Genomic DNA, 16,992 nt, shown 5'->3' on the forward strand with positions numbered 1-16,992 from the left:
TGCGGGTCGATCCGCTGACCTCGTCCCGGCTGAGGCATCAGGGAGTCGTCGACGGTGAGGAAGTCGAGCAGACCGCGCTCGGCCGTGGCGGCCAGTCCGGCCCAGTACCGGCCGCCGAGCACCGACGGCAGCTCCGGCGTGTGGCGCCAGGCGTGCGGGTTCCAGCCGTAGCCGTCCAGCGCCACCCCGACGTGCAGATGCCCGGTCACCGGAGTGCCTTCTCGAATGCGACGGGATAGACCTCGCCCTCGGCGGGCAGCGGCTCGGCCAGCCGGGTGTAGCCGGCCGACTCGTAGAGGGCTTCGGCCTCCGGTTGCCGGTCGCCGGTGGTGAGGTAGACGCGGCCGTAGCCGGCGGCGGCGATCCGGGACTCCAGGGCCGCCAGCAGTGCGCGGGCGTGGCCGCGCCTGCGGTGGCCGCTGTCGGTCCAGATCCGCTTGAGCTCGGCGGTGGCCACCCCGTCCACGACACCGAAACGGCGGTACGCCCCACCGGTCACCGGGATCCCGTCCTGGACCCCGACCAGCATCGCGCCATCGGGCGGCGTGAATTCCGCGGCCGGGTAGGACCGCAGCCAGCGGGCCACCGCGTCGGGCGTGCCGCCGTAGCGTTCGGCGTACTCCGTCGCGAGCTCCGCGAGTAGCGGCGCGGCCAGCGGATCGTCCTGGTCCACGGCCACGAAGCGCAGTGGCGTCACTGTCGACACGGTCATCACCTCACTGTCCAACGCGCGGCAGCGGTGTGCATTCCGCCGCCGCACATCTGCTCATCGTGATCAAAAATCCCCGCAGACGGCGCCCGAAATGCGAGGTACTCACCCTGGACGCCCACCCACTTCCGATCAAAACTTGACACGTGTAAAGTTCGTCGCCATGGACAACATCCGGGGCAAGACCATCGCGATCACCGGCGCCGCCCGCGGTATCGGTTATGCCACCGCCAAGGCCCTGCTGGCTCGCGGCGCCCGCGTGGTGATCGGTGACCGTGACGTCGCTCTGCAGGAGTCGGCGGTGGCGCAACTGACCAAGCTCGGCCAGGTGTCGGGCTACCCGCTCGACGTCACGGACCGCGAGTCGTTCGCGACGTTCCTCGACAAGGCGCGCACCGACGGCGGCGGCCACATCGACGTGCTGATCAACAACGCGGGCGTGATGCCGATCGGGCCGTTCCTCGACCAGTCCGAGCAGTCGATCCGGTCGTCGATCGAGGTCAACCTGTACGGCGTGATCGCCGGCTGCCAGTTGGCGCTGCCCGACATGATCGCCCGCCGCCGCGGCCACATCATCAACATCGCCTCGCTGTCCGGTGTGATCCCGGTGCCCGGTCAGGTCGTCTACGTCGGCGCCAAGTTCGGCGTCGTCGGCCTCTCGGCGGCGCTGTCCGACGAGATGGCCCCGCACGGCGTGCACGTCTCGGTGGTCATGCCGCCGTTCACCAACACCGATCTCATCTCGGGCACCCGCGAGACCATCGGCACCAAACCGGTTGAGCCCGAAGACATCGCGGCCGCGATCGTCAAGACGCTGGACAAGCCGAAGACCCACGTGGCGGTGCCGCCGTTCCTGCGGTTCACCGCGCAGGCCGCCCAGTTGCTCGGCCCGCGTGGCCGCCGCTGGATGAATCGCAAGCTCGGCCTGGACAACGTGTTCCTGGAGTTCGACACCACCAAGCGGCAGAGCTACGAGCAGCGCGCGCAGGCCGCGCAGGGTGTGGTCGAGGGCGGCGGTTCGAGCTAGTCGAACGCCGAGTGTGAACTCTGGGCGGGAATCCGGCCCGAATTCCGCCCACGATTCACATTCGGCGCGGGGGACGAGGTCTCGGCCCGCTCCTAGTCGAACGCCGGCGCCGGATCGCCGTGGCGGTACTGCTCGATCGCCTCGAGGTTCTCCAGCAGCGAGTCGGCGGTGAACACGTAGTCCACCGATTCCGCGCCCGCGCCGACGAAGATCACGTGCCAGGTGTCCTCGTCATCGGCGCCGAGCCAGATCCTCGTCACGGATTCGACTGTGTCGCCGATCATCTCGACTCCGGACGGCGGGAAGAACCACGTCGCGATGTCGTCGGTGGAGTTCTCGACGTCGAACTCCCACCCGCGGTCGGTGAGCACCTCGTCGACGGCTTCGAGGCTCAACACCTCGCCACCCAACCGCCGTTCCTCACGGACGGTGCGGCGTTTGCGCCTGCGGGCCTTCTTCGCCTCCGTCCGCCGGGACACGTCAGCCCAGCGCCCGGTCCAGGTCGGCGATCAGGTCTTCGGTGCCCTCGAGGCCGACGGAGACGCGCACCACCCCGTCGCCGAGGCCGATGGCAGCCCGGCCCTCCGGGCCCATCGCCCGGTGCGTGGTGGTGGCCGGATGGGTGATCAACGACTTCGCGTCGCCCAGGTTGTTGGAGATGTCGATCAGCGACAGCTTGTCGAGCACCTCGAACGCGCGCTCCTTGGCGCGGCCCTCGGGCGCGTCGAGTGCGAAGGTGACCACGGTGCCGCCGCCGGTCATCTGCCGCTTGGCCAGGTCGTACTGGGGATGGGACTCCAGGAACGGGTAGCGCACCCACGACACCGAGGAGTTCTGCTCGAGGAACTCCGCGATGCGGTGCGCGGAACGGTTGGAGTAGTCCACCCGCACCGCGAGCGTCTCCAGCCCCTTGAGCAGGGTCCAGGCGTTGAACGCGCTGATCGCCGGGCCGGTGTGGCGCATCAGCTTCTGCACCGGGCCGTCGATGTACTCCTTGTCGCCCAGGATCGCCCCGCCGAGCACCCGGCCCTGACCGTCGATGTGCTTGGTCCCCGAGTAGACCACCACGTCCACACCAAGCGGGAAGCCCTGCTGCAGAAGCGGCGTCGCGAACACGTTGTCCAGCACCACTTTCGCGCCCGCGGCGTGCGCGAGCTCCGACACCGCGGCGATGTCGACCAGCGACTGCATCGGATTGGACGGCGTCTCGAAGAACACCGCCTGGGTGGGAACCGAGAGCGCCTCCTCCCACTGCGCGAGGTCGTCGCCGTCGACGAACACGGTCTCGATGCCCCAGCGCGGCAGGATCTCACTGCACACCACGAAGCACGAGCCGAACAGGCTGCGGGCCGCCACCAATCGGTCACCGGCGCCCAGCAGCGCGCCAAGCGACGTGAACACGGCCGCCATCCCGGTGGCCGTCGCGAAGCACGCGGGCGCGTCCTCGATGAGCCGCAGCCGCTCCTCGAACATCGAGATGGTCGGGTTGCCGTACCGCGAGTACACGTACCGGTCGATCTCGCCGGTGAACGCCTTCTCTGCGGACGCGGCGCTGTCGTAGACGTAGCCGGACGTGAGGTAGAGCGCCTCGGCGGTCTCGTCGAAGCCCGACCGGAGCAGGCCGCCGCGCACCCCGATGGTGGCCTGGCTGACGCCGTCGGGCAGGGGCGCGGGGATGCGGACGGACGGGACCGCGTCCTGGGGGTCGGGCGAGCTCACGACTGGACCCAGGGCAGGCCGACGGCCTTCCAGCCGGTGCTCCCGCGCCGGCGATGCTCGTCGAGGTTGCCCTCGAAGCCGTCGAGCACGTTGTACGACGGGCCGATGCCGGCCTCGGTGGCGGCCTCGGCGGCGCCGATGGACCGGTTGCCGGACCGGCACAGGAACACCACCGGCCGCTCGCCGGACACCCCGGCCGACTGCAGGTCGGCGACGAAGGCGTCGTTGTGCGAGCCGTCGACGCGGTTCCACTCGATGAAGATCACGTCGCGCTGCAGTGACGACAGATCGGGCACGCCGACGAACTTCCACTCCGCGTCGGTGCGACAGTCCACCAGCACCGCGTCGGGGTTGTCGTTGAGGACCTTCCACGCCTCCTCAGGCGTGATGTCTCCGGCGTAGCTCACGGCCGCGAGTCTCCCATATCTAGCTGGGACCGGTCGAACAGACCTTCCAGGTGCCGTCCTGCCGCTCGAAGGTGGTCGGGACCTCGGTCTTGGTGTCCGGCGCCTTCTCGAAGTAGTAGGTCACCGTCGCGGTTGCGCGGTCCCCGTCGACGGCCATACCGGTGACGTCGTCGACGAAGCGCGGGCCCTTCTTGTCCTTCGAGTCACGGTGGCGGGCAAGGAATTCGGTCTCATCGCCCTGCTGGGCGGTGCAGGTGTTGGCGCGGAAGTCGGGGTAGGCCTCCCGCTGCAGGGCGTCGTTCTGCGCGACGGCCGCGCGGGCGACCTGCTGCTCGGGGGTCAGCTCCGGGTCGCCCTCGAACAGGTTGACCAGCCCGATTGTGATCACCACGAGGACAATGATTGCCAGTGCCCCCATGAACGGCGCGACCGTGGGCCGGTCGCGGTCGGGTTCGCCGTCCGCTCCTGCAGGGTCGGTGGGCTTCGCCATCACCAGAGCTTGCGCAGCGCGGCGCCGACCCGGCGCGCCCGGTCCCGCGCGATGATCACGTCGGGTGCGGTGGCCAGCGCGACGCCCAGCCGGCGGCGGTCCTCGGTCTCGTCGGGGCGGCCGAACAGCCGCACGTCGCTCTCCTGGGTTTCCAGCGCCTCGGACAGCACGGCGGTGACGTCGGCTGCGGCGGGTTCGGTCACCGGCGCCTCCGCGCCGCCGTACCGGATCTCCGCCGCACCGGGCGAGATCATGATCGTGTCGACGGCCAGGCCGAGGATCGCCCGCGCGTGCAGCTCGAACACCGACAGCCGTTGCGAGCGCAGCGTCACCATGCCGGTGTCGTGGGGCCGGCTCCGGACGTCGGAGAAGTAGACCTCGTCGCCGCGGACCAGCAGCTCGACGGCGAACACCCCGCGTCCGCCGAGTGAGTTGACGATCCGCGCCGCGATCGATTTCGCCGCGTCCAGCGCGGCAGGGTTCATCTGCTGGGGCTGCCAGACCTCGAGCACCTCGTCGCCGTCACCCTGGCGGTGTCCGATCGGCTCGCAGAACGTCAGCGCCGGCCCCGTGGGCCCTGTGGTGCGCACGGTGAGCAGGGTGACCTCGTAGTCGACCTCGACCACGGTCTCGGCCATCACGCGGCTGTGCGCGATGCGTCCCGCGGCGATGGCCCGCTGCCACGCCGGCTCGACGTCCTCGGGGCGCAGCAGCACCGACTGACCGTCGCGCAGCACCCCTGACACCGGCTTGACCACCAGCGGGAAGCCCGCGTGCTCGGCCACCGCGCCGAGTTCCTCGACCGAACCGGCGAACCAGAACGGAGCGGTCGGCAGGCCGAGTTCGTCGGAGGCCAACCGGCGCATGCCCTCGCGGTCCAGCGCCAGCCGGGTGCTGCGCGGAGTGGGGAACACCTCGACGTCGTCGCGCTCGGCGACCGCCAGCAGCGCGTCGGTGGCGATGACGCCGGATTCGGCGACCACGTAGCGCGGGTTCTCCCGGCCGATCAGCGCGGTGAGTTCCTCGGCGTCGTTCATCTTCACCACCGCCGAGCGGTCCGCCACGCCGTGCGCCGCGCCGTAGTGCCGGTCGACGGCGATCACGACGGCGCCCAGCCGCTGGAACGCCAGCGCCAGCTCCCGGCTGAGCTCACCGGAACCCAGCAGCATCACCGTCGCCCGGTGGTCCGCGGGCCCGTCGGCGGTGACCTGCTGCGACGACGCCTCGAGCTCGACGCCTTCCACCGGCGTGACGGGCTCGCTTGTCGATTCGCCTTCGAGTGATTCAGTCATCGCCTGTCAAGCCTGCCAGATCGGTCCGCGGCGCGACGGGCTCAGCCCAGACACGAGTCGACGTAACACCACCGCCAGGTCTCCCCCGGCTCGGCCGAACGCATCACGGGATGGCCGGTGGCGCGGTGGTGCTCGGTGGCGTGCTGGTGCGGGCTGGAGTCGCAGCAGCCGACGTGGCCACAGGTCACGCACACCCGCAGGTGCGCCCACAGCGTCTCGCCGAGCGCGGCGCAGCCCTGGCAGCGGCTCGACGCCGGCGGCACGTGCGCCGACTCGTCGGCGGCCAGGTGCTCGCACAGCGGCGTGGAGCGCGAGCCCGAGCGAGCGGTGTGCCCGCGGTCGCGGGATCGTGATCTCCTCAACATGTTCTGCCAAGCATGCTGGACAACGATACGGACGCAAATATTCGGAGGTCGCGACGTGAATGCCGTGCTGCTGGCGGTGCTGGTGATATCGCTGCTGCTGGCCGCGGTGGCCCGCCGACTGGACGTGTCGGCCCCGCTGGCGCTCGTGGTGGCCGGCCTCGGAGTCGGTCTCATCCCGGGCCTGCCGGACATCCAGCTCGATCCGGAGCTGGTGCTCTTCGTGATCCTGCCGCCGCTGCTGTGGTCGGCGGGGCTGGAGAGCAGTTCGGTGGCGCTGCGCAGGAACGTCCGGCCGATCGGGCTACTGGCCGTCGGGCTGCCGTTGGCCACCACGTTCGCGGTCGGCTTCGTCGCCTTCCATACGGTTCCTGAGCTGACCGTGGCTGCCGCATTGACACTCGGCGCCATCGTCGCGCCGCCCGACGCGGTGTCGGCCACCGCGGTGGGCCGGCGCCTCGGGTTGCCCCGGCAGACCATGACGCTGCTGGGCGGCGAGAGCCTGCTCAACGACGCCACCGCGCTGACCGCGTACAAGGTGGCCCTCGGCGCGGCGGTCGGCACGGCGGTGAGCTGGCGCGACGGCCTGGGCACCTTCGCACTGGCCGCCGTCGGCGGGGTGCTGGTCGGCGGCCTGCTCGGCGCGCTGATCGTCGGCATCCGCGCCCGGCTGAACGACCCGGTGGTGGAGAGTGCGATCGGCCTGGTCGCGCCGTTCACGATCTACCTGCTGGCCGAGGAGGTGCACGGGTCGGGGGTGATCGCGGTGGTGGTGGCCGCCCTGATCTCCGGGCAGCGCTCCATCCGTGCGAGCTATGCGACCCGGCTGCAGGACGACGCGGTGTGGCGGGCCGCGCAGCTGGTGCTCGAGTCGTTCGCCTTCCTGCTGATCGGGCTGCAGCTGCCGAAGGTCGTCGGCGAGCTGACCGGCATCTCGGCCCGCACGCTGGTGATCGCGTCGGCGGCGGTGTTCGGGACGGTGCTGGTGGTGCGCCTGGTGTGGGTCTTCCTGTTCGCCTATGTGCCGCGCTGGGTGTCACCGCGCATCCGGAGCAGCGAGCCGGAGCCCACGCCCGCTCAGGTGTTCGTCGTCGCGTGGGCCGGGATGCGCGGCGTGGTGTCGCTGGCGGCCGCCTTCGGCGTCCCCATGACCACGATGTCCGGGGCGGAATTCCCCGGCCGCCCGCAGCTGGTCTTCCTCACCTTCGTCGTGGTGGTCGGCACGCTGCTGCTGCACGGCCTGACGCTGCCGTGGCTGATCCGGGTTCTCGGGGTGCAGGGCGACGAAGCCCACCGCGACGCGCTGGCGGCGGCCGCCGCCCAGTCCAAGGCGGCACAGGCAGCGGCCGACCGGCTCGACGAGCTGATGGCCGAGCAGAAGCCCGGCTCGGACGTGCACGACCGCGCCGCCGAGGTGCTCAGGGGCTGGAACAACCGCAGGGCGAACTCGGCGTGGGAGCATCTCGGCCGCGATGACGAGGACATCGGCGAGAGCCCGGCGTCGGCGTTCCGGCGGATGCGGCTGGAGATGCTGGCCGCCGAGCGCGAGACGTTCATCGCCGAGCGCGACGCCGGACGCATCGACGACGAGGTGCTGCGGTCTGTGCTGCGCGGGCTGGACCTGGAGGAGGCGACGCTCAACCGTCGCTAGGCCGGCGGTTCGAGGTAGGCGACGATCGCGTTGGTCAGGCCGCGCCGTGCGACGTCGAGGTCGTAGTACGACCCGAGCTGGCGTTCGGAGACCAGGCCGCGCATCGCGCCGGGAATGAACGACGCCACCTCGCGGATGCGCTCGGGGTCGACGTCGACGTCGGCGAACGCCGCCTGGCAGGCCTCGATCCAGCCGCGTCCCCAGGACTGCAGTTCCGCCGCGGTCTGCGGGTAGAGCCGTTCCAGCTCGGCGCCGTCGCGGGGCAGCGCGGCGCGCAGCGTCTCGATCGCGCGGGAGTCCGGGGCGGACAGGCCGTCGAAGAGCAGGTCGATGATGGCGCTGACGCGTTCGCGCAGGGGGGCGCCGGGGGTCGCCCCGGACGGGAGCCTGCCGCGGCGCTCGGCGGTGCGGCGCAGCACGGCCGCCCAGAGCCCGTCGATGTCGCCGAACTGGTATTTGACCGCGCCCCACGTCGCGCCCGCGTCCTTGGCGATGCGGTTCCCGGACGCTGCGGACGTGTCGCCGGTGGCGAGGGCGCGCAGCGCGGCGTCCAGCATGCCGTCGCGGGTTGCCTGGCCACGACGGTTGGTTCGCCGGGGACTCTCGGTCCGCGATACCGACACTTGACGAATCGTAGAGCCCTCTGTGATTCTTGTCCACATGGCGAAACCGCCGCTCTCGATGAAGCCGACGGGCTGGTTCCAGGTGGCCTGGTCCGACGAGGTCGGCGTCGGCGACGTACACACCATGCGGTACTTCGGCGAGGACATGGTCGCCTGGCGCTCGGAGACCGGCCGGGTGGTCGTGATGAACGCCTACTGCGAGCACCTCGGCGCCCACCTCGGCTTCGGCGGCCATGTCGTCGGCGAGGTGATCCAGTGCCCGTTCCACGGCTGGCAGTGGAACGCCGACGGACGCAACGTGTGCATCCCGTACCAGGACCGGCCCAACCGCGGCCGCCGCATGCGGACCTACCCGGTGACCGAACGCAACGAGGCCGTCTACATCTGGCACGACGCCGAGGGCCGGGAGCCGTTCTTCGAGGCCCCCGACGTGTTCGCCTCCTTCGCCGACGGCAGCAGCGCCGCCGACTACTTCCCGCAGCAGCGGTTGTTCCGGCAGGGGCTGGAGATGCACCCGCAGTACGTGCTCGAGAACGGGGTCGACTTCGCGCACTTCAAGTACGTGCACGAGACGCCGATCGTTCCGGTGTTCACCCGCCACGACTTCGCCGAACCGGTGTCCTACGTGGACTTCACGATCACCTTCGAAGGCGACGACCAGCAGTCGATCGACGACGTGCGCAGCGGGGTCGAGGCGATCAACGGCGGGCTGGGCATCGCGGTGACCAAGAGCTGGGGCATGGTCGACAACCGCACCATCTCGGCCGTCACCCCGGTCGACGACTCGACCTCCGACGTCCGGTTCATGGTCTACATCGGCAGGCCGGGCAAGCCTGTGCGGGATTCCGAGCGGGCCCGCGTCAAGGCCGAGGCGTTCGGCGACGAGGTGATCCGCCAGTTCGCCCAGGACATCCACATCTGGTCGCACCAACGCTATTCCGATCCCCCCGCGCTGGCCACCGCCGAGTACGAGGGATTCACCGCGATCCGCAAGTGGGCGATGCAGTTCTATCCCGACGGCCGCGGCGGCAGTGCCGCGGACCTCGCCTCGATGACCGAGAAGGGTTGCACGACATGACTTCACCGATCCGCGTGTTCCAGGTGGCGACGGGCAACGTCGGTTCCGAGATGATCCGCCGGCTGCAGCACCGCACCGACCTCGAATTGGTCGGGCTGCACTGCTACACACCGGAGAAGGTGGGTCGCGACGCCGGGGAGATCGCCGGGATCGACCCGATCGGGGTCACCGCGACCGGGACGGTGGACGAGATCATCGCCGCCGAGCCCGATGTGCTCACCTTCCACGGCGTGTTCCCCGACGAGGATCTCTACGTCGCGGTGCTCGAGGCCGGCATCGACATCGTCACCACCGCCGACTGGATCACGGGCTGGCACCGGGACACCAATCACCCGCACCAGTCGGGAAAGCCGGTGACGCAACTGCTCTCGGAGGCCTGCGCGAAGGGCGGTTCGACGTTCTACGGCACCGGCATGAACCCCGGCGTCAACCAGATCCTCGGAGTGGCCTGCTCGGCCGACGTCGCCGAGATCGAGAACGTCACCACGATCGAATCTGTCGACGTGTCCTGCCACCACTCCAAGGACACCTGGATCGAGGTCGGTTACGGCCTGCCCGTGGACGATCCGTCGATTCCGTGCAAGCTGGAGAAGTACACCCGGGTCTTCGCCGACAGCGTGCTGATGATGGCCGACTGCTTCGGCCTCGAACTCGACGAGGTGTCGTTCAGCTACGAACTCGGCGCCTGCACCAAGGACGTCGACCTCGGCTGGTACCAACTGCCGAAGGGGTCACTCGGCGGCAACTACATCAAGTACCAGGGCATGGTAGACGGCGTGCCGCGGGTGGAGACCCACCTGGAGTGGCAGATGACCCCGCACACGGACCCGAGCTGGGACATCAAGGGCTGCTACATCACTCAGATCAAGGGCGATCCGTGCGTCTACAACAAGCACATGATCTTCCCCAAACCCGGTGTCGACCTGTCGAATCCGGAGAACTTCGCGTCGATCGGCATGACCGTCACCGGCCTGCCCGCACTCAACGCGATCCGCTCGGTGGTCGCCGCGCCGCCGGGACTGCTCACCAGCGCCGATGTGCCGCTGCGTGGATTCGCGGGGCGCTTCGCGCTCTAGATGGCCAGCTGGTGGTCGTCGGCCCCGTGCCAGGCGTCGACGGCGTCCTGCAGCGGCAGGCCGAGGGCATTGCAGAGCCCGATCACCGTGCCGAAGCTGGGGCTTGGCATTCTCCCGACCTCGATCTTGCGCAGCGTCTCGGGTGAGATGCCGGCGTCGCGCGCGATCGTCTCGGGGTCGCGTCCGGCGCGGGCCGTCCTCATCAGCGCACCGAGGCGTTGTCCGGCCTTCACCTGCTCCGGGCTCAGCGGTACGCGCACCATGGACGTCAGCATAGCCGGTATTCAAATACCGGAGCTGGTACCGTCGTGACGGTATAAAAATACCGACACTCGCACGGAGGCACGGACGTGATCGAACTGAAGACCGCCCAGGAGATCGACAAGATGGCGGTGACGGGTGACTTCGTTGCGCAGACGTTGGCGACGCTGGCGGCCGAGGCGGAACCCGGGATGAACCTCATGCATCTCGAGCACCGTGCCCGCGCACTGGTCGCCGAGCGCGGCGCCACGTCGTGCTACTGGGATTACGCGCCGTCGTTCGGCCGCGGGCCGTTCCGCAACGTCATCTGCCTCTCGGTCAACGACGCCGTCCTGCACGGCATGCCGCACGACTACGTGCTCCGTGACGGCGATGTCTTGAGCCTGGACTTCGCGGTGTCGATCGACGGGTGGGTGGCCGACGCCGCAGTCACGGTCATCGTCGGTGACAGTGCCGACGCCGCCGACACAGCGCTGATCGAGTCGACGCGGCGCGCCCTCGACGCAGGCGTCGCGGCAGCGGTGCCCGGCGGCCGGCTCGGTGACATCTCCGCCGCGATCGGCCGCGTCGCCGCCGACGCCGGCTACCGAGTCAACGTCGAATTCGGCGGGCACGGCCTGGGTCGCACGATGCACGAGGACCCCCACATCCCCAACCGGGGACGCCCCGGCCGCGGCCTGCTGCTGCGGCCGGGCATGACCTTCGCACTCGAGCCGTGGTGGGCACGAGGCAGCGACCGCCTGGCCATCGACGCCGACGGCTGGACGCTGCGCTCGGCGGACGGGTCGAACGCGGCGCACTCCGAGCACACCATCGCGATCACCGAATCCGGCCCGCGCATCCTGACCCCGGCCCGGCTGCGCGAGCCGCGGCTCACGACCTAGCCGTCCACCTCGCGCTGGAAGGCCAGCATCGCCTCGAGCACAGCGGCGAAGGTGCGGTGCGCGGCGGCGAGGTCCCGGTCGGAGAGGCCGGCCATCGCGCGGTGGCTGTGGTCGGCCAGCGGCGTGAAGAACCCCTTCGCCACCGCCATGCCGTGGTCGGCCACCCGCAGCATCACCTTGCGCCGGTCCGTCGGGTCCGACTCGCGCTCGAGGTGGCCCGACGCGATCATCCGCTCGACCAGGTAGGTGATGGCCGCTCCGGACATTCCCATCCGGTGCCGCAGTTCGCCCGCGGTCAGCGGCGTGCCCGCCGTGTCGGCCACCATGACGTGCAGAAGGGCGCGGAAGTCGTTCACCGAGACGTCGTGCCGCGCCGCGAACAGCCGGCCGACGCGTTCGGACTCCGCGGTGAGCGCCCGCACATCCGCGGCGATCACCGCCTCCAGCTCCGCCCGGTCCACCCCGACAGCGTAGCGGTTGTTCGTTCACTTGATTAATAGTTAAGTATCTGAAATATTCGAAGGATGTCCGGCCGCTTCTCCTGGGTGCTCGCCCTCATCGTCGTCGCGCTCTCCGGTGCGCTGCTCGGCCTCGTCGGCAGCGGGGACTCCGGCAGCCAGTCGCCCGTGTCCGTGCCGTCCGACGCGGAGTCGGCACGCGTCACCGCCCTGCGCACCGAATTCCCCGACGGCGACCAGGTGCCTGCCGTCCTCGTCGTCACCCGCGCCGACGGAACCGCCCTGACGCCCGCGGACATCGACGCCGCCGGACAGGCGCGCCAGCGCATGCTGGCCGTCGCCGAAACCGGGGGCGCCGCAGGCCCGCCCGTGGTGATCTCCGATGACGACCAGGCCGCGGTGACCACCGTGCCGCTGAGCGGCGAGCTGTCCGGCTTCGCCCTCAACGACGCCGTGAAGGGCCTGCGGACCGCCGCCACCGACGGTCTGCCCGCCGACCTGCGGGCCGAGGTGACCGGCGGCCCGGCGTTCGGCGCCGACATCGCCAACTCCTTCGCCGGCGCGAACGTCACCCTGCTCGCGGTGACCGCGGCGGTGGTGGCCGTCCTGCTGATCGTCACCTACCGGTCGCCGGTGCTGTTCCTGGTGCCCCTCGCCGTGATCGGCTTCGCCGACCGGGTGGCCGCCGTGGCGGGCACCGCCGTCGCCGAAGCCCTCGGCATGAGCCCGGACGGCTCGACCTCCGGCATCACCAGTGTGCTGGTGTTCGGCGCGGGGACGAACTATGCGCTGCTGCTGATCTCGCGCTACCGCGAGGAACTCGGCCGCGAAGAGGACCACCGCAACGCGCTGCGGGTCGCGGTGCGCAGCGCGGGCCCGGCGATCGTCGCGAGCAACGCCACGGTGGTGCTGGCACTGCTGACGCTGGTGTTCGCGTCCGCACCGAGCACCCGCAGCCTCGGCGTGCAGGCAGCGTCCGGCCTGGTGGTCGCCGCGGTGTTCGTGCTGCTGGTGCTGCCGCCGCTGCTGCGCCTGTTCGGCAAGCGGCTGTTCTGGCCGTTCATCCCCCGCACGGGCGCGACACCGCTCACCGACAGCGGGGTCTGGCACCGGATCGCCGACGCGGTGGCGCGCCGCCCTGGTCGCGTCGCCGTGGTGTCGATCGCCGCGCTGGCGCTGCTGTGCACCGGCCTGCTGAGCACCCCGCTCGGACTCTCGCAGACCGAGCAGTTCCGGGTGCAGGCCGAATCGGTCACCGGCTACGAGCGATTGGCCGACCACTTCCCCGGCGGCCTCACCGACCCCACCCGGGTGATCGGGCCGACGTCGCAGGCCGCGGCGATCCAGCGGGCCATCGACGATACCGACGGCGTGGTCTCGGCGAACCCGGCGGGGCAGTCGCCCTCGGGTCTCACCCAGTGGTCGGTGGTGCTCGACGCCGAGCCCGCGTCGGACCGGGCCTTCGACATCGTCGACCGCCTACGGACGTCGGTGCACGAGGCGGATCCGGCAGCGCTGGTCGGCGGATCGGACGCGCAGGCCCGCGACATCGGCGCCGCCGCCGCCCGCGACCGCCTGGTGGTGATCCCGGCGATCCTCGCGGTCGTCCTGCTCGTGCTGTACGCGCTGCTGCGTTCCGCACTGGCGCCGCTGGTCCTGGTGGCGGTGACCGTGCTGTCGGCACTCGCGGCGATCGGCCTCGGCGGCTGGGCCAGCGTGCACCTGTTCGGCTTCCCCGCGCTCGACAACTCGACGCCGCTGTTCGCGTTCCTGTTCCTGGTGGCGCTCGGCGTCGACTACACGATCTTCCTCGTCACCCGCGCCCGCGAGGAGACACCCGAACACGGCACCCGGCAGGGCATCGTGCGCGCGGTGTCCGCGACCGGCGCCGTCATCACCAGCGCGGGCATCGTGCTGGCCGCGGTGTTCTGCGTGCTGGGCGTGCTGCCGCTGATCGTGCTCACCCAGGTCGGCATCATCGTCGGACTCGGCATCCTGCTGGACACGTTCCTGGTGCGCACCGTGATCATCCCCGCGTTGTTCACCCTGATCGGACCGCGCATCTGGTGGCCGGCGCTGCGGCCGGACCGCTAGCGTCACAAGTCGTGCAGGAACGCCTGATCGACACCGCACTCGGCCGGCTGAGAACGACGGTCGGCGGCGCGCAGACCGGCGACACCATCGTGTTCTGGCCCAGCCTGCTGATGACCGGCGAGATGTGGTCGGCTCAGGCGGCGCACTTCGGCTCCGGGCACCGCGTCGTGCTGGTCGACCCGCCCGGCCACGGCGGGAGCGAAAAGCTCACGGCGACATTCTCGTTCGAGGACTGCGCGCGCTGCGTCGTCGACATCCTCGACGCACTCGGGGTGCCGAGGGCACACTTCGTCGGCAACTCGTGGGGCGGGATGATCGGCGCCACGTTCGCCGCCCGCCATCGCGACCGGATCGGACGGGCGGTGCTGATGAACTGCACGGCCTCGGCCGCAGGCCGCAGGCAGCGGCTCGAATACGGGCTGCTGCTGCGAATGGCGGGACTGCTGCGCGGCATCCGGCCGCCGCTGACCCGGTCGGTGCTCAAGGCGTTCCTCGGTCCCACCACAATGCGGACCCGCCCGGACGTGGTCGCCTACGTGCGCGACGCCGTCCAGCGCGTCGACGTCGACTCGGCCCGGTGGGCGGTGCGCTCGGTGGTGCCGCTGCGCCCGGATCAGCGCGCGCTGCTGGCCGGCGTCAGGACTCCGGTGCTGGTGGTCGCCGGCGCCGAGGACGCCACGTTCCCGATTCCCGAGACCGCCGCCATGGCCGACGCCATCCCGGGTGCCTCGTTCGTCGTGCTCGACGGCGTCGCCCACCTCGCGGCACTGGAGAACCCGCCGCTCGTCAACACGCTGACCGGGGACTTCCTCGCACGCGGGTAGCGTCGTGACATGACCGACGTCGAGGCCGAACCGCTGCCGCCGTTGCACATGCGCCGCAACGACTTCGATCCCACCCCCGAACTGCGCGAGATCCGCGAGTCGACGGGTGTACGGATCGCCAAGAGCGCCTTCGGCATGGACGTCTACCTGGTCACCCGCCACGAGGACGCCAAGGCGGTGCTGTCGGATCACCAGCGCTTCTCCAACGGGCGACCGCCCGGCTTCGTGATCCCGGGCGCCCCGGTGCTCTCGGAGGACGAACAGCGGCGCAACCGGTCGGGGAACCTGCTCGGCCTCGACCCGCCCGACCACCAGCGGCTGCGCCGGATGCTCACCCCCGAATTCACCATCCGGCGGATGAAGCGGCTCGAACCCCGGATCGTGGCCATCGTCGACGAGCACCTCGACGCGATGGAAAAGACCGGCGCCCCAGCGGATCTCGTCGAGGGCTTCGCGCTGCCGATCCCGTCGCTGGTGATCTGCGAGCTGCTGGGCGTGCCGTACGAGGACCGCGCCGACTTCCAGCGCCGGTCGGCACGCCAGCTGGACCTGTCCATCCCGATCCCCGACCGGTTCGAGCTGCAGCGGCAGAGCCGCGACTACATGCAATCGCTGGTCACCCGGGCGCGGGTGGAGCCCGGCGACGACATCCTCGGCATGATGGTGCGCGAGCACGGCGTTGAACTGACCGACGACGAACTCGTCGGCGTGGCCAGCCTGCTGCTGCTGGCGGGACACGAGACCACGTCGAACATGCTCGGCCTCGGCACCCTCGCGATGCTGCGGCACCCCGACCAGCTGGCGGCGGTGCGCGACGATCCCGATGCGGTGGCGCCCGCGGTCGAGGAGCTGCTGCGCTGGCTCTCCATCGTGCACAGCGCGATCCCCCGCATCACCACCACCGACGTCGAGGTGGCCGGGGTGCCCATCCCGGCGGGCCAGCTGGTGTTCGTGTCACTGCCGACGGGCAACCGGGACCCGAACTTCGTCGACGCACCCGAGAAGCTCGACATCTCCCGCGGCGCGATGGGGCATCTGGCCTTCGGCCACGGCGTGCACCACTGCCTCGGCGCACCGCTGGCCCGGATGGAGATGCGGATCGCCTTCCCCGCGCTGCTGCGCCGCTTCCCGCGGCTCGCGCTCGCCGAGCCGTTCGAGGATGTGCAGTTCCGGTCGTTCCACTTCATCTACGGACTACGGTCGCTGGCAGTGAGCTGGTGACAGGGGCGGTGATGAGCGGATGAGGGTCGAAGCCGAACAGGACGCGTGCATCGCGTCGGGGAACTGCGTCATGGTCGCCGACGCGGTGTTCGACCAGGACGACGACGGCATCGTCGAGGTGATCGTCGACGAGGTGCCCGCCGGCGAGGAGGACCACGCACGCGAGGCCGTGAAACTCTGCCCGGCCTCCGCGTTGCGGATCGCCGCGGAGGAGTAGCGGCCGGCAGTAATTGGGATCGGTAGTCCCGGTCCCCCTCTGTACTGGTCCCACGACGGCCGACACGGCCGAGGACGAGACCACAGAGGAGCACCCGATGAACGCCGCCGACAACCTCGAAACCGCAGCACACACCGGCGCGGTCGACCACGAGACGCTCAGGTCCGCCGACCTCGACGTGCTGTCCCTGGAGCACACGCAGGCCTCGGCGTGGTCGAACGCGCTCGCCGACCTCCAGGGCCCGATCGACGGCCCCGAGCCGGCCGATGACCAGATCCGGCCGGGCCGGTCCACGGCGTTCACCAACGGCGTGGTGGCCGCGGCGATCGCGGGTGCCGTCGGCGCCTTCGCCGTCCTCGGCGTGGTCGTCTCGCAGTACTACACCGAGCCGCATTCGCCGGCGCCCGCGGTCACACCCGGTGCGGTCGTCGTGCCCGCGACTCCGACCGCGGCGCCGGCCCTTCCGTCGGTCGCCGCCGTCCCGACCGTGGTGAGGGCGCCCGCGAACAATCAGCCCGTCCCGGTCCGCATCAGCAACAACCGCCCGGCGGCCCCCGTCAAGGCTCCCGTACGTCCCGCGCCCGTCGCGGCTCCCGCCC

At 70.6% G+C, this 16,992-nt stretch carries 19 protein-coding genes and 2 pseudogenes; 10 read left to right on the forward strand and 11 right to left on the reverse strand.

Annotation, left to right across the window (positions count from 1 at the left end; translation table 11 throughout):
- Positions 1–209 (reverse strand): annotated as a pseudogene (locus Q2100_RS12220) (LLM class flavin-dependent oxidoreductase); the annotation flags it as partial.
- On the reverse strand, positions 206–712 hold the full coding sequence (locus tag Q2100_RS12225) for a GNAT family N-acetyltransferase (RefSeq protein ID WP_302914265.1): 507 nt from the start codon (positions 710–712) through the stop codon (positions 206–208). The pseudogene Q2100_RS12220 and the gene Q2100_RS12225, both read right to left, overlap by 4 nt.
- Positions 713–872: 160 nt before the next feature.
- Here Q2100_RS12225 and Q2100_RS12230 point away from each other — a divergent pair, with 160 nt between their 5' ends.
- The gene (locus tag Q2100_RS12230) at positions 873–1,736 is read left to right on the forward strand and encodes an SDR family oxidoreductase (RefSeq protein WP_264013590.1); all 864 of its coding nucleotides are present in this window, start codon (positions 873–875) and stop codon (positions 1,734–1,736) included.
- A 92-nt stretch (positions 1,737–1,828) separates the two neighbouring features.
- Here the strand turns inward: Q2100_RS12230 and Q2100_RS12235 are convergent, their stop codons facing one another.
- Genes Q2100_RS12235 through Q2100_RS12260 form a run of 6 tightly spaced genes read right to left on the reverse strand, consistent with a single transcriptional unit; the run spans position 1,829 to position 6,009 of the window.
- Positions 1,829–2,215: a hypothetical protein gene (locus tag Q2100_RS12235; protein ID WP_302914266.1), complete on the reverse strand. Its 387-nt coding sequence runs from the start codon at positions 2,213–2,215 to the stop codon at positions 1,829–1,831.
- 1 nt (position 2,216) lies between these two features.
- A complete protein-coding gene (locus Q2100_RS12240; RefSeq protein ID WP_264013582.1) occupies positions 2,217–3,455 on the reverse strand; it encodes an O-succinylhomoserine sulfhydrylase in 1,239 nt (412 codons plus the stop codon).
- Positions 3,452–3,862 (reverse strand): rhodanese-like domain-containing protein, encoded by a 411-nt coding sequence (locus Q2100_RS12245; protein ID WP_302914267.1) that lies wholly within the window; start codon positions 3,860–3,862, stop codon positions 3,452–3,454. The genes Q2100_RS12240 and Q2100_RS12245 overlap by 4 nt, the downstream gene beginning before the upstream one ends.
- A gap of 19 nt (positions 3,863–3,881) precedes the next feature.
- A complete protein-coding gene (locus Q2100_RS12250) occupies positions 3,882–4,352 on the reverse strand; it encodes an Rv0361 family membrane protein (RefSeq protein WP_302914268.1) in 471 nt (156 codons plus the stop codon).
- Complete coding sequence (gene purT, locus Q2100_RS12255; RefSeq protein ID WP_302914269.1) at positions 4,352–5,644, reverse strand: formate-dependent phosphoribosylglycinamide formyltransferase; 1,293 nt, start codon at positions 5,642–5,644, stop codon at positions 4,352–4,354. The genes Q2100_RS12250 and purT overlap by 1 nt, the downstream gene beginning before the upstream one ends.
- A gap of 41 nt (positions 5,645–5,685) precedes the next feature.
- Positions 5,686–6,009 carry a UBP-type zinc finger domain-containing protein gene (locus tag Q2100_RS12260; protein ID WP_264013578.1) on the reverse strand — a complete coding sequence of 108 codons (324 nt, stop codon included), beginning with the start codon at positions 6,007–6,009 and terminating at the stop codon, positions 5,686–5,688.
- 55 nt (positions 6,010–6,064) lie between these two features.
- Between Q2100_RS12260 and Q2100_RS12265 the strand changes: the two genes are divergently transcribed.
- On the forward strand, positions 6,065–7,657 hold the full coding sequence (locus Q2100_RS12265) for a Na+/H+ antiporter (protein ID WP_302914270.1): 1,593 nt from the start codon (positions 6,065–6,067) through the stop codon (positions 7,655–7,657).
- Here the strand turns inward: Q2100_RS12265 and Q2100_RS12270 are convergent.
- Positions 7,654–8,214: a TetR/AcrR family transcriptional regulator gene (locus Q2100_RS12270; RefSeq protein ID WP_302914278.1), complete on the reverse strand. Its 561-nt coding sequence runs from the start codon at positions 8,212–8,214 to the stop codon at positions 7,654–7,656. The two genes, Q2100_RS12265 and Q2100_RS12270, sit on opposite strands and share 4 nt — an antisense overlap.
- Positions 8,215–8,317: 103 nt before the next feature.
- On the opposite strand from Q2100_RS12270, the gene Q2100_RS12275 reads away from it, so the two are divergent.
- Together Q2100_RS12275 and Q2100_RS12280 are read left to right on the forward strand one after the other, a co-directional pair.
- A complete protein-coding gene (locus Q2100_RS12275) occupies positions 8,318–9,358 on the forward strand; it encodes a Rieske 2Fe-2S domain-containing protein (protein WP_302914271.1) in 1,041 nt (346 codons plus the stop codon).
- Positions 9,355–10,434 (forward strand): NAD(P)H-dependent amine dehydrogenase family protein, encoded by a 1,080-nt coding sequence (locus tag Q2100_RS12280; protein ID WP_302914272.1) that lies wholly within the window; start codon positions 9,355–9,357, stop codon positions 10,432–10,434. Before Q2100_RS12275 ends, Q2100_RS12280 begins: the two co-directional genes overlap by 4 nt.
- On the opposite strand, the gene Q2100_RS12285 is transcribed toward Q2100_RS12280, so the two are convergent.
- Positions 10,431–10,697 carry a helix-turn-helix domain-containing protein gene (locus tag Q2100_RS12285; RefSeq protein ID WP_302914273.1) on the reverse strand — a complete coding sequence of 89 codons (267 nt, stop codon included), beginning with the start codon at positions 10,695–10,697 and terminating at the stop codon, positions 10,431–10,433. The two genes, Q2100_RS12280 and Q2100_RS12285, sit on opposite strands and share 4 nt — an antisense overlap.
- 87 nt (positions 10,698–10,784) lie before the next feature.
- Between Q2100_RS12285 and map the strand changes: the two genes are divergently transcribed.
- Positions 10,785–11,579 (forward strand): type I methionyl aminopeptidase, encoded by a 795-nt coding sequence (gene map, locus Q2100_RS12290; RefSeq protein WP_302914274.1) that lies wholly within the window; start codon positions 10,785–10,787, stop codon positions 11,577–11,579.
- Here map and Q2100_RS12295 read toward each other — a convergent pair.
- Complete coding sequence (locus Q2100_RS12295) at positions 11,576–12,040, reverse strand: MarR family winged helix-turn-helix transcriptional regulator (protein WP_264013572.1); 465 nt, start codon at positions 12,038–12,040, stop codon at positions 11,576–11,578. The two genes, map and Q2100_RS12295, sit on opposite strands and share 4 nt — an antisense overlap.
- Before the next feature lie 63 nt (positions 12,041–12,103).
- Here Q2100_RS12295 and Q2100_RS12300 point away from each other — a divergent pair, with 63 nt between their 5' ends.
- From Q2100_RS12300 to Q2100_RS12320, 5 genes and pseudogenes are all read left to right on the forward strand, one after another.
- Positions 12,104–14,131 carry an MMPL family transporter gene (locus Q2100_RS12300; RefSeq protein WP_302914275.1) on the forward strand — a complete coding sequence of 676 codons (2,028 nt, stop codon included), beginning with the start codon at positions 12,104–12,106 and terminating at the stop codon, positions 14,129–14,131.
- 11 nt (positions 14,132–14,142) lie between these two features.
- A complete protein-coding gene (locus Q2100_RS12305) occupies positions 14,143–14,955 on the forward strand; it encodes an alpha/beta fold hydrolase (protein WP_302914276.1) in 813 nt (270 codons plus the stop codon).
- A 9-nt stretch (positions 14,956–14,964) separates the two neighbouring features.
- Positions 14,965–16,176 carry a cytochrome P450 gene (locus tag Q2100_RS12310; protein WP_302914277.1) on the forward strand — a complete coding sequence of 404 codons (1,212 nt, stop codon included), beginning with the start codon at positions 14,965–14,967 and terminating at the stop codon, positions 16,174–16,176.
- Positions 16,177–16,195: 19 nt separating this feature from the next.
- Positions 16,196–16,393, forward strand: a complete 198-nt coding sequence (locus Q2100_RS12315) for a ferredoxin (protein WP_269896601.1) — start codon at positions 16,196–16,198, stop codon at positions 16,391–16,393.
- Positions 16,394–16,490: 97 nt separating this feature from the next.
- A pseudogene (locus Q2100_RS12320) lies at positions 16,491–16,992 on the forward strand (hypothetical protein); the annotation flags it as partial.

This window comes from Mycolicibacterium arseniciresistens (assembly GCF_030519285.1).
GTDB lineage: Bacteria > Actinomycetota > Actinomycetes > Mycobacteriales > Mycobacteriaceae > Mycobacterium > Mycobacterium arseniciresistens.